11 protein-coding genes are annotated in these 11,746 nt (G+C 65.3%); 3 read left to right on the forward strand and 8 right to left on the reverse strand.

The window, feature by feature from the left end:
- The 7 genes from bioA to AC04MI_RS19505 form a co-directional block, all read right to left on the reverse strand.
- On the reverse strand, positions 1 to 1,257 hold a 1,257-nt coding region (gene bioA / locus AC04MI_RS19475), incomplete at its 3' end, for an adenosylmethionine--8-amino-7-oxononanoate transaminase (RefSeq protein WP_476498463.1).
- Positions 1,258 to 1,259: 2 nt separating this feature from the next.
- Positions 1,260 to 1,640, reverse strand: a complete 381-nt coding sequence (gene panD / locus AC04MI_RS19480; protein ID WP_436077731.1) for an aspartate 1-decarboxylase — start codon at positions 1,638 to 1,640, stop codon at positions 1,260 to 1,262.
- Positions 1,641 to 1,707: 67 nt separating this feature from the next.
- Positions 1,708 to 2,082, reverse strand: coding sequence for a 6-pyruvoyl trahydropterin synthase family protein (locus AC04MI_RS19485; RefSeq protein WP_436077732.1), 375 nt, complete (start codon positions 2,080 to 2,082; stop codon positions 1,708 to 1,710).
- A 25-nt stretch (positions 2,083 to 2,107) separates the two neighbouring features.
- Positions 2,108 to 2,743 carry a 7-carboxy-7-deazaguanine synthase gene (gene queE / locus AC04MI_RS19490; protein WP_436077733.1) on the reverse strand — a complete coding sequence of 212 codons (636 nt, stop codon included), beginning with the start codon at positions 2,741 to 2,743 and terminating at the stop codon, positions 2,108 to 2,110.
- The gene (gene nadB, locus AC04MI_RS19495) at positions 2,740 to 4,329 is read right to left on the reverse strand and encodes an L-aspartate oxidase (RefSeq protein ID WP_476498464.1); all 1,590 of its coding nucleotides are present in this window, start codon (positions 4,327 to 4,329) and stop codon (positions 2,740 to 2,742) included. The genes queE and nadB overlap by 4 nt, the downstream gene beginning before the upstream one ends.
- A 65-nt stretch (positions 4,330 to 4,394) precedes the next feature.
- Positions 4,395 to 5,258, reverse strand: a complete 864-nt coding sequence (locus AC04MI_RS19500) for a segregation and condensation protein A (protein WP_476498465.1) — start codon at positions 5,256 to 5,258, stop codon at positions 4,395 to 4,397.
- A gap of 64 nt (positions 5,259 to 5,322) precedes the next feature.
- The gene (locus AC04MI_RS19505; protein ID WP_476498466.1) at positions 5,323 to 5,529 is read right to left on the reverse strand and encodes a DUF3460 family protein; all 207 of its coding nucleotides are present in this window, start codon (positions 5,527 to 5,529) and stop codon (positions 5,323 to 5,325) included.
- A gap of 76 nt (positions 5,530 to 5,605) precedes the next feature.
- Between AC04MI_RS19505 and AC04MI_RS19510 the strand changes: the two genes are divergently transcribed.
- The 3 genes from AC04MI_RS19510 (at position 5,606) to AC04MI_RS19520 (ending at position 9,492) form a co-directional block, all read left to right on the forward strand.
- The gene (locus AC04MI_RS19510; protein ID WP_056058583.1) at positions 5,606 to 6,118 is read left to right on the forward strand and encodes a hypothetical protein; all 513 of its coding nucleotides are present in this window, start codon (positions 5,606 to 5,608) and stop codon (positions 6,116 to 6,118) included.
- A gap of 144 nt (positions 6,119 to 6,262) precedes the next feature.
- Positions 6,263 to 6,904 (forward strand): YitT family protein, encoded by a 642-nt coding sequence (locus tag AC04MI_RS19515; protein ID WP_056058586.1) that lies wholly within the window; start codon positions 6,263 to 6,265, stop codon positions 6,902 to 6,904.
- Positions 6,905 to 7,155: 251 nt separating this feature from the next.
- Positions 7,156 to 9,492, forward strand: coding sequence for an FG-GAP repeat protein (locus AC04MI_RS19520; protein WP_476498467.1), 2,337 nt, complete (start codon positions 7,156 to 7,158; stop codon positions 9,490 to 9,492).
- 116 nt (positions 9,493 to 9,608) lie between these two features.
- Here AC04MI_RS19520 and metG read toward each other — a convergent pair whose 3' ends face one another.
- On the reverse strand, positions 9,609 to 11,699 hold the full coding sequence (metG, locus tag AC04MI_RS19525; RefSeq protein ID WP_476498468.1) for a methionine--tRNA ligase: 2,091 nt from the start codon (positions 11,697 to 11,699) through the stop codon (positions 9,609 to 9,611).
- Positions 11,700 to 11,746: the final 47 nt, after the last annotated feature.

Genomic DNA, 11,746 nt, shown 5'->3' on the forward strand with positions numbered 1-11,746 from the left:
GTCGTCGAGCGCAAAGGGCTGCATGGCGTACAGCGTTTTGCCAATGGGTCGCAGTACCAATCCGCGTGCCATGGCGTGCTGGTGGTAACGGCGCGAAAAGTCGGGCAGGGTAGTGTCTACATCCCAGGCCCAGATCATTCCAAGATGGCGTGCATGCTGCACACGCGGGTGCTGCGTGAGGGGTGCACAGGCCACATCGATACGCTGCGCCAGTGCCTTGTTGGTTTTCAGCACATCCAACTGTTCAAACAACTCCAGCGTGGCCAGCGCTGCGCGGCAGGCCAGCGGGTTGCCGGTGTAGGAGTGCGAATGCAGAAAGCCCCGCGCCACATCGTCGTCGTAGAACGCGGCGTACACCGCATCGGTGGTGAGCACGGCCGACAGCGGCAGTGTGCCGCCCGTGAGGCCTTTGGACAGGCAAATGAAATCCGGCCGGATTCCGGCCTGCTGGTAGGCGAACATGGTGCCCGTGCGGCCAAAGCCCACGGCGATTTCGTCTACCACCAGGTGCACCTCGTAGCGGTTGCACAGCGCACGCGCCAGGCGCAGGTATTCGGGGTCGTGCATCGCCATGCCCGCTGCGCATTGCACCAGGGGCTCCACGATCAGCGCGGCGGTGGTGGCGTGGTGCTCCTGCAACCAAGCCTCCAGCGCCGCAGCGGCACGTCGGGCCACGTCCTGGGCTGTCTCGCCGGGGCCTGYGCCGCGTGCATCGGGGCTGGGCACGGTGTCAGCCAGGCGCACCAGGGGCGCGTAGGCCTCGCGAAAGATCGCAATGTCGGTCACGGCCAGCGCGCCCACGGTTTCGCCGTGGTAGCCACCGGCCAGGCCCACAAAGCGGCTCTTGGCAGGGCGACCGGTGTTGCGCCAATAGTGCGCGCTCATCTTCAGGGCGATCTCGGTGGCGGCGGCACCATCGCTGCCGTAGAACGCGTGGCCCAGGCCGGTGAGGGCGGCCAGGCGCTCGGACAGCTCCACCACGGGCGCGTGAGTGAAGCCCGCCAGCATCACATGGTCCAGCTGGCCCAGCTGGTCCACCAGCGCGGCCTGGATGTGTGGGTGGCTGTGGCCGAACAGGTTGACCCACCAGGAGCTGATGCCGTCCAGGTAGCGCTTCCCATCGGTGCCGTAGAGCCACGGGCCCTGCGCGCGGGCAATCGCTACGGGGGGCTGGGCCTCGTGCCGCTTCATCTGGGTGCACGGGTGCCAGACGGCAGCCAGGCTGCGGGCCACCAGAGCGTCATGGGTCGGTGCCATCGTTACAGGGCCTGCATGGGCACTGCGTGGCGCAGTTCCGTCTGGCGGTTGTGGTCGTCCACAAACACCAGTTGCGGCTGGTGCGCGGCCACCTGGTCTTCGTGCACCTGGGCGAAGGCCGCAATGATGATGAGATCGCCCACTGCAGCACGGCGTGCGGCCGAGCCATTCACCGAGATCATGCCGCTGCCGCGCTGGCCCTTGATGGCGTAGGTGATGAAGCGCTCGCCGTTGTTGATGTTCCAGATATGGATCTGCTCGTTCTCGGCGATGTTGGCGGCATCCAGCAGGTCTTCGTCGATGGCGCAGGAGCCTTCGTAGTGCAGCTCGCACTGGGTCACGGCCACGCGGTGGATCTTGGATTTGAGCAGGGTGCGGAACATCGGGCTTCCTTGGGTGAAGTCTGTGAACTTTTGGGGGGTGGCCTGCCGGTGGCAGGGCCATGGCCGGTCAGGGCGGTGGAAAGTCCAGCGCGCAGCTATCGCCCAGCGCCTCGCGCCATACGCGCACGCGGCTCAGGCTGGCGCGCAGGTCGGCGGGCAGTGCCTGGGCGATGAACAGGCACAGGTTCTCCAGCGTGGGTGTGCCCAGGCCGGGCACCTCGTCGAGCATGTGGTGGTCCAGTTGCTCGCGCACCACAGCCAGGCCCTGGCGCAGCAAGCCCAGGTCCAGCACCATGCCGGTGGCGGGGTCGCGCGGGCCAGTCAGGAACACTTCGGCGTGGTAGGTGTGGCCGTGTACGCGACGGCTGCCTTCGGCCTCGATCTCGCGGCGCAGGGTGTGGGCGGCGTCGAAGAAAAAGCGCTGGGAGATGGTGAACAACATACGGGAACCAGAAAAGAAAACCGCGTCACCGGATGCCGGTGAGCTTGTGGGTTTGCAGGCTCAATCGCCATGCAGGGTGGGCCAGGCAGGCGTCAATGCAGGCAGCAGTGTTCTGGCGCTGCAGCAGGCCGTCCATGGGCTGCAGAAAGCGGTGGGTGAACTGCGTGTCTTGCTCCAGCGCCTGCAGGTCAAAGCCGGGCTGGGGCCAGACCAGTTTCAGCTCCTGCCCGCTGCGCTGCACCCACGGGGCACCGGCCTTGGGGCTGATGCACAGCCAGTCGATGCCTTGGGGGGCGACAACCGTGCCGTTGCTTTCGACGGCGATGCGGAACTGCTGGGCATGCAGCGCTTCGATCAGCGCCGCATCGACCTGAAGCAGCGGCTCGCCACCCGTCAGCACCACCAGGCGGTGGCCAGCGCCAGCAGGCCATTGCGCAGCGATCAGCTCGGCCAAAGCGGCGGCTGTCTCAAACTTGCCGCCCAGCGTGCCATCGGTGCCCACAAAGTCGGTGTCGCAGAACTGGCAGATGGCCTGCGCGCGGTCCTGCTCGCGGCCCGTCCAGAGGTTGCAGCCTGCAAAGCGGCAGAACACGGCGGGCGTGCCCGCCTGGCCGCCTTCGCCTTGTAGGGTGTAGAAAATTTCTTTGACGCTGTAGGTCATCGGGGCACCGGCGGAACGAGGATGGTGGGGGCGGCAGGCGCTGCCACCTCGGGGTAGTCGCGGCTGAAATGCAGGCCCCGGCTTTCGCGGCGCAGTTGGGCGCTTTTCACGATCAGSTCGGCCACCTGCACCAGGTTGCGCAGYTCSAGCAGGTCGCGCGTGACGTGGAAGTKCGCGTAGAACTCCTGGATCTCGSCCTGCAGCAKCGCRATGCGGTGSSYSGCGCGCTCCAGGCGCTTGTTRGTGCGCACGATGCCSACGTAGTCCCACATGAAGCGGCGCAGCTCGTCCCAGTTGTGGGAGATGACGACGGATTCATCCGCGTCGGTCACGCGGCTGTCGTCCCAGGCGGGCACGGTGGGCAGTTCTGTGGTCGGCGCTGCGGCGATGGCCTGCGCGGCGGCGCGTGCAAACACCATGCAYTCGASCAGCGARTTGCTSGCMAGGCGGTTGGCGCCGTGCAGSCCGGTGCARGCWRYYTCGCCSAYGGCGTASAGGCCGGGCAGGTCGGTGCGGCCKGCCAGGTCGSTCAGCACGCCGCCGCAGGTGWAGTGSGCGGYSGGCACCACGGGRATCGGCTCCYKCGTGATGTCGATGCCCAGCGACGCGCAGTGGGCCAGGATGTTGGGAAAGTGCTCTTGCAAAAACGCGGGGCTCTGGTGCGAGATGTCSAGGTGCACGCARTCSAGSCCGTGYTTCTTCATCTCGAAGTCGATGGCGCGSGCCACCACGTCGCGCGGSGCSAGTTCGGCGCGCGGGTCGTGGTCGAGCATGAAGCGCGTGCCGCCGGCAGAGGGGGGCAGCTTGAGTTGTCCACCTTCGCCACGCACGGCCTCACTGATGAGGAAGGATTTTTCGTGTGGGTGGTACAGGCCCGTGGGGTGGAACTGGATGAACTCCATGTTCGCCACSCGGCAGCCCGCGCGCCARGCSGCGGCAATGCCGTCGCCSGTGGCGGTGTCGGGGTTGGTGGTGTASAGGTACACCTTGCCTGCGCCGCCCGTGGCCAGGATGGTCTGCGGTGCGCGGAAGGTGACGACCTCATCGGTGTCACTGTCGAGCGCGTACAGCCCCAGGCAGCGGTGGCCCGGCAAGCCCAGCTTGCGCGAGGTGATCAGGTCCACCAGCGTGTGCTGCTCGAACAGCGTGATGCCGGGCGTGGCACGCACCACGTCGATCAGCGTGCGCTGCACGGCCGCGCCGGTGGCGTCGGTCACRTGSRCRATGCGGCGCGCGCTGTGGCCGCCTTCGCGCGTSAGGTGCAGCTGGTCGCCTTCGAGCGTGAAGGGCACGCCCAGCTGGCGAAGCCAGGCGATCGATGCGGGCGCGTTCTCCACCACAAAGCGCGTGGTGGCCAGGTCGCACAGGCCTGCGCCGGCGACCAGCGTGTCTTCAATGTGGGCAGCAAAGCTGTCGTCGTCGGCCAGCACTGCGGCAATACCGCCCTGGGCCCAGCCGCTCGATCCATCTTGCAGCGTGCGCTTGGTGATGACGGCCACGCGRTGCGTGGGCGCCAGGTGCAGSGCGGCCGAGAGGCCKGCRAGGCCGCTGCCKACGATGAGRACGTCGAAGTCGTGGGATGCCATGGCTTGCGTGTGAAGGGGGTAATGCCACGGCCACCGGCCAGGGCGGTGAACAGTGGAAGGCGGCCCTAGGCCGGCGTGTAGGCCAGGCGCACGTAGATGGGCGCAAACGCTTCGGCCTGCGTGATCTCGATCAGCGTCTCTTTGGCCAGCTCCAGCAGCGCAATGAAGGTCACCACCAGCACGGTGCTGCCTTTTTCGGGCTCGAAGAGTTCTTCAAACTCCACAAAACGCCGGCCCTGCAGGGTCTTGAGCACCATGCTCATGTATTCGCGCACGCTCAGTTCCTCGCGCGTGATGCGGTGGTGCTGTACCAGCTTGGCGCGCTTGAGGATGTCGCGCCAGGCCTCCTGCAACTCCACCACATGCACGTCTGGAAAACGCGGCTGCAGGCTTTGCTCGATGTAGACCTGGGCTTTGAGGAAGTCGCGGCCATATTGCGGCATCTGCCCCAGGCGGGCGGCTGCCATCTTCATCTGTTCGTAYTCGAGCAGGCGGCGCACSAGCTCGGCGCGYGGGTCTTCGGSYTCTTCGCCKTCKGCCWSCTTCTTGGGCGGCAGCAGCATRCGCGACTTGATCTCGATCAGCATSGCGGCCATCAGCAAATACTCGGCCGCSAGYTCSAGGTTGCGGCTGCGGATCTCGTCCACATACGCCAGGTACTGCTTGGTCACCCCCACCATGGGGATGTCGAGGATGTTGAAGTTCTGCTTGCGGATCAGGTACAGCAGCAAATCCAGCGGGCCTTCAAAGGCTTCGAGGAAGACTTCGAGCGCGTCGGGCGGGATGTACAGGTCCTGCGGCAGCGCAAACAGCGGCTCGCCGTACAGGCGCGCCAAGGCCACCTGGTCCACCACCACGGGCATGCCCGCCGCGTCCAGCGAGGGCGCGCCGGGCGAGTCTGCCGCTTCGGCTGCGTTCGCAGTGGTCATGGTTTGCTATTGAATCAGGAGCTATCAGCGCAATAAATACCTGCGCTTGCGGCTCAAAAGATGCTCAATCGGCGTTGGTCTGGTATACGTAGGGCTTCTGGGCCACCTGGGCGTCGCGGTACTCGCCCCAGATCTTGCGGTCCACCTGCTTGTCCCACAGCAGGGCACGGCCAGCTTGTTGCTGCTGGTCCAGTTCGGGACGGCTCGCCTTGAGCTGGTTGATGAACTGGGTGGCGTCGGATTGGTAGTCGGGGYGGCGGAAAATAGACATGGACTGTGAACTCTTTCTTGGAACGCGTCAGGCACAGTGATGCACCGAAGGTCCAAGATTTTACCGGGACGAATTTATGCGCTTGATATATCGCTCCGCTGCCCTGGCGGCCGCCACCCTTTCCCTGCTGGTGCTTGCCGCCTGCGACCCGCAACGCATCAGCGAACTCAAGGAGGGCGTTTCGACCGAAGCCGACGTGCGAGACCGCTTCGGCGCCCCCGAGAACGTGTGGGACGAGCCCGGTGGCGCGCGCACCTTCGAGTACAACCGCCAGCCTGCCGGCCAGGTCAACTACATGATCACCATCGGCCCCGACGGCCGCATGACCGCGCTGCGCCAGGTGCTTACGCCCGAGACCTTTGCGCGTGTGTCGCCCGGCATGCGCATGGACGAGGTGCGCCGCCTGCTGGGCAAGCCCGCCAAGGTCACGCCCTACGAGCTGAAAAAGGAGACCTGGGCCGACTGGCGCTACCTGGAGGCTCCCAACCAGTCCAAGGTCTTCACGGTGGTCTATGGGCCCGACCAGTTTGTGCTGCGCACGCAGACGGGTGCGGACACGGACGCGCCCGAGTTCAAGGGCGGCAAGTAGCGGCGCCTGCGCACACTGGCGCGTTGCTTGCTTCTCATCTTGCAGATTGAACGCTGGACGCGCGCCGGGCTGTCCCCAAGTGCCCAGCACTCCACCGGCGGAAAGCCCCCGCGCCTTTGCCACGCACCCCAACGCTGAACGCCCATGCCCGATACCCAGCCCCCCGCCCACGACGCCGCACCGCCGCTATCCGCCCTGCGCCATGGCACCTTTGAAGACGCCCAGGCCCTGTTTGCGGGCACCCTGTTTGTGGCCATGGCGCTCATGCTGTTCAACCAGGCGGGGCTGCTGGTGGGCGGCACGGCGGGCGCGGCGTTCTTGCTGCACTACGTCACCGGCATCTCGTTCGGCAAGCTGTTCTTTGTGGTCAACCTGCCGTTCTACTGGTTTGCCTGGACGCGCATGGGGCGCGAGTTCACGATCAAGACCTTTGTCTGCGTGGGCCTGCTGTCGCTGCTGACCGAGCTGTTCCCGCACGTGATGCATGTGGACTACCTGAACCCGCTGTTCGCCTCGTTGCTGGGCGGGTTGCTGCTGGGCACGGGCTGCCTGTTCCTGGCACGCCACCGCTCCAGCCTGGGCGGGGCCACCGTGGTGTCGCTGTACCTGCAAGGCCGCTACGGCATGCGTGCGGGCAAGGTGCAGATGATGATCGATGGCACCGTCGTGCTGCTCGCACTGTGGGTGGTGCCGGTAGACCGTGTGGCGTATTCGGTGCTGGCGGTGCTGGTGATGAGCGGGTTCTTGTGGATCAGCCACCGGCCAGGGCGCTACGTGGGCCATTGAGCGAGACCGCCGCCAGCGCGGTGGCTGACAGTCTCGTCGGTTGAGCGCGACCCCGGGGTTCTGAGTCCCGCCAAACGCTACGGGGTCATTCCATTCTCTGCGTCAACCCTGCTTCAGTGGGGTGCGCTTGCGCGTTCTCCCGCCCTAGAGTTCCAGGCACCCCGCCTGCACGCGCACGAGGGAGCCGGACCTATTCGTGCCTCCCGAGGGGTTGAAGTGTCCATGCAGTTCACAGACCCGGAGAACCCTTGATGTATCGAAATTTTTCTGCCATGGCCGAGGCCCTGCGTGCGAGGCTTGCCGGTGCGGCATGGGCGTTGCCTCTGGTCATGGCAGGCGCCCTGGCAGCTTGCGGCGGCGGTGGTGGGGACTCTGCCGAGCCACCGCCTCCCCCACCACCGCCCGCCGTGGTGCAGCATCCGGTGGGGGGCACGGTGACGGGGCTGACGGGAACGCTGGTACTCGCCAACGGAACGGGTGCGGAAGTGAGCATCACGGCCAGCGGCAGTTACGTCACCAACGTTGCGCAGGGGCAGGCTTACAACATTGTTGTGCGCACCCAGCCGGTGGGGCAGACCTGCGTGGTGGAAAACGGCTCGGGTGTGGTGACGGGCCCGGTCACCAACATCCTGGTGACCTGCACCACCAACACCTATGTGGTGGGTGGGACCGTCACGGGCCTGGTGGGGGGGCTGAGGCTGCGGCTGAATGACGCTGCAGATTTGCTGCTGACTGACAACGGCGCTTTCCGGTTTGCATCGCTGGTGTCTCACGGCAGCGCCTATGCGGTCACGGTGTATGCGCAGCCTGTGGATCAGGCCTGTACGGTCGAAGCTGGCACCGGAGTCGCTGCGGCGCCAGTCACTCAGGTGAGGGTGCTTTGCAGCACGATCTATACGCCGCCTCCGCCACCGCCCCCTCCGCCGCCAGCTCCTCCGGCGCCGGGTGGCCTGGGCATTGGCTACGGGACGAAGGCGCTGATCTTTTCGTGGACTTCGGCGCCGGGTGCAACCAGCTACACGGTGTACGAGGACCCGGATGGCGCAGGCCCGCTGATACCCGTGCAGATCGGGTCCACCGCCACCACAGGGCTGACTTATGCCGTACCAGTGCTGCTGCACCCGCGGCTGAATGYCACCTACACCGTGCAGGCCTGCAATGCGGGTGGCTGCAGCGCCCCGTCGACGTCTGTAGCGGCCGACATGGTGCGCGCCATTGGGTACTTCAAAGCCTCGGCGACCACCGCCGAAGGCCGCTTTGGCAACCGCGTGGCCTTGTCCAGCAACGGCACCACCTTGGCCGTGGGGGCCTATGGCGAGGGAGGCAACACCGGCGCGGTGTACGTCTTCACGAAGAGTGGCGCCACGTGGTCGCAGCAGGCGCGCATTGCCGCCCCCAACGGCGAGGCCAACGATTATTTTGGCAATGCCGTGGCGCTGTCTGCCGACGGCAACACGCTGGCCATCGGCGCGGATGGCGAGAGCAGCGACCAGAAGGGCACGTTTGCGACGATGCCCGCCACCAACAACCTGGCCAGCAACTCAGGCGCCGTCTATGTGTATTCCCGCACGGGCGCCGTCTGGTCGCAGCAGGCATTCATCAAGGCGAGCAACGCGGATGCCGACGATCTTTTCGGTTCATTCGTAGCCCTCTCGAACGACGGCAACACCCTGGCGGTCGGGGCCTATAACGAGGATGGTGACCTGACCGGGACACACGGCAATGCAGCCTATGCTGCGTCCGGGGCCGCCTACGTCTTTGCCCGCACGGGCACCAGCTGGGCACAGCAAAGTTACCTCAAGGCCGCCAACGCAGGCGCGGGAGATTTCTTCGGCATCTACCTCAGCCTGTCTGGCGCGGGCGACACCCTGGCGGTGGGTGCGTTCTTTGAGCGCAGCGCCCTGGCGAGTGATCCTGCGGACGACACCTTGACCAATGCCGGTGCGGCTTATGTGTTCCAGCGCAATGCGGGGGCATGGTCGCAGCAGGCCTATCTGAAGGCCCCCAGTCCCCAAGCGCAGGACCGCTTCGGTGTGTCGGTCATCCTGTCAGGCGACGGCAACACGCTGGCGGTTGGCATGGATGGAGACAGCAGCAACTACACAGGCACCTTCGTCGTGCCGCCACCGCGCAACACCCTGGCACTCAACTCTGGCGCGGTGTTTGTGTTCATTCGCGCAGGTGGCGTCTGGCAGTCGCAGGCGTACTTGAAAGCTTCCAACACCCGTACCCCCCACCGGTTTGGCAACAACCTGGCGATGTCCAGCGACGGCAACACGCTGGTCGTGCCGTCGTACCGCGACGACAGCAATGCGCGCGGATTCAATGGCGACCAGGCCAACACCGCCGCTGCGGATGCGGGCGCTGTGCTGGTGTTCCGCCGCAGCGCAGGCACCTGGGCACAACAGGCCTACCTGAAGGCACCCAATACGGGCGCTGGGGACCGGTTTGGTGGACGTGTGGCGATATCGGGTGACGGCACTACGCTGGCCGTGGGGGCATCCACCGAAGACAGTGGATCGACTGGCATTGGGGGCAATCAGTCGGACGAAAGCAGCGCCAACGCGGGCGCGGTGTACCTTTACTGAGAGCTTGCTTCAGGGCGGCAGTCAACATGCCGCCCCTTCCTCTATCGGCGGATGGCGAGGGGCTTAGCACCCCTCGGCATCCTTGACGGTTGCTTTGTCTATGAGCGTTGCACGCCTTACCGCACCCGCATGCCGGGCGTGGCGCCGGGCCAGGGGTTGAGCACGTAGATGCCGGGGTTGGCCTTTTCGTCGCCATGGCTGGCGGCCAGCACCATGCCTTCGCTCACGCCAAACTTCATCTTGCGCGGCGCCAGGTTGGCCACCATCACGGTGTGCTTGCCCACCAGATCTTCGGGCTTGTAAGCGCTGGCAATGCCGCTGAACACGTTGCGCGTACGGCCTTCGCCCACGTCCAGCGTCAGGCGCAGCAGCTTGGTGGAGCCTTCGACCGGCTCACAGTTCACGATCAGCGCAATGCGCAGGTCGATCTTGGTGAAGTCGTCGATGGTGATCGTGGGGGCGAGTTCTTCACCACCAGGGGATGCTACGGTTTCTGTAGCTGCTGGCGCTTGCTCTGCTTGCGCTGGGGCCTCAAACAGTGCTTCAAGCTGTTCGGGGGTGACGCGCTGCATCAGGTGCTGGTAGGGCTGGATGGCCTGCACGTCGCCTGCCACGTTCCACTGCTGCATGTTCACGCCCACAAAGCCTTGCACCGCCTGGGCCAGGCCCGGCAGCACGGGGGCCAGGTAGCGGGTGAGCGTGGCAAAGGCGTTGACCAGCACCGAGCACACCTGGTGCAGCGCCTCGTTGTTGGCAGCGTCCTTGGCCAGATCCCAGGGCTTGTTCTGGTCCACATAGGCGTTGACCTTGTCGGCCAGCAGCATGATCTCGCGCGTGGCCTTGCTGTATTCCCGCGTTTCGTACATCTGCGCGATGGCGTCGCCCGCGCCGCGCACCTCGGCCAGCAGGGCCGCGCCCGTGGTGCCAAATTGGTCGGTCAGCTTGCCGTCAAAGCGCTTGGTCAAGAAGCCCGCCGCCCGGCTGGCAATGTTCACGTACTTGCCGATCAAATCGCTGTTCACACGCAGCATGAAGTCTTCGGCATTGAAGTCGATGTCTTCGTTGCGTGCGCTCAGCTTGGCCGCCAKGTAGTAGCGCAGCCATTCGGCATTCATGTTCAGGCTCAGGTACTTCAGCGGGTCCAGGCCCGTGCCCCGGCTCTTGCTCATCTTCTCGCCGTTGTTCACGGTCAAAAAGCCGTGCACAAACACGTTGTTGGGCGTCTTGCGGCCGCTGAAGTGCAGCATGGCGGGCCAGAACAGGGTGTGGAAGGTGACGATGTCCTTGCCAATGAAGTGGTACTGCTCCATCGCCGGGTCGGCCATGTAGGCGTCGTAGCTTTCGCCGCGCTTTTCCAGCAGGTTCTTCAGCGACGCGAGGTAGCCCACGGGCGCGTCCAGCCACACGTAGAAGTATTTGCTTGGCGCGTCGGGGATCTCGATGCCGAAGTAGGGCGCGTCGCGGCTGATGTCCCAGTCGCCCAGGCCTTCGCTGGTGGTGCCGTCGGGGTTGGTGCGGACGGTGAACCACTCCTTGATCTTGTTGGCCACCTCGGGCTGCAGCTTGCCGTCCTGCGTCCAGTTCTCCAGAAACTCCACGCAGCGTGGGTCCGACAGCTTGAAGAAGAAGTGCTCTGAATTCTTCAGCTCGGGCTTGGCRCCCGACAGGGCCGAGWAGGGRTTGATSAGSTCGGTGGGCGCGTACACSGYGCCGCACACCTCGCAGTTGTCGCCGTACTGGTCCTTGGCGTGGCACTTGGGGCATTCGCCCTTGATGTAGCGGTCGGGCAGGAACATGTTCTTCTCGGGGTCGAAGAACTGCTCGATGGTGCGTACTTCGATCAGGCTGCCATCGGCGCGGTCGCGCAGGTCGCGGTAGATCTGGCGGGCCAGTTCATGGTTTTCGGGCGCATCGGTGCTGTGCCAGTTGTCAAAGCTGATGTGAAAGCCATCGAGGTACTGCTTGCGGCCCGCAGCGATATCGGCCACGAACTGCTGGGGCGTTTTGCCCGCCTTTTCGGCCGCAATCATGATGGGCGCACCGTGGGTGTCGTCCGCTCCCACAAAGTTGACCGCGTTGCCCTGCATCCTTTGGTACCGCACCCAGATGTCGGCCTGGATGTATTCCATSATGTGGCCGATRTGGAASTTGCCGTTGGCATACGGCAGGGCGGTGGTRACGAAGAGYTTGCGGGCGGAGGTCGTCATGAAAAGCGGCTTTCTCAGGCGGAACCCGCGATTTTAGGGGGTTGTGG

This window comes from Acidovorax sp. LjRoot204, assembly GCF_056175785.1.

Coding starts and splice junctions, on each gene's coding strand:
- AC04MI_RS19485 (WP_436077732.1), bottom strand. CDS start 2,082: ATGTTGTTCACCATCTCCCAGCGCTTTTTCTTCGACGCCGCCCACACC.
- AC04MI_RS19515 (WP_056058586.1), top strand. CDS start 6,263: ATGCCCGATACCCAGCCCCCCGCCCACGACGCCGCACCGCCGCTATCC.
- queE (WP_436077733.1), bottom strand. CDS start 2,743: ATGACCTACAGCGTCAAAGAAATTTTCTACACCCTACAAGGCGAAGGC.
- AC04MI_RS19510 (WP_056058583.1), top strand. CDS start 5,606: ATGCGCTTGATATATCGCTCCGCTGCCCTGGCGGCCGCCACCCTTTCC.
- panD (WP_436077731.1), bottom strand. CDS start 1,640: ATGTTCCGCACCCTGCTCAAATCCAAGATCCACCGCGTGGCCGTGACC.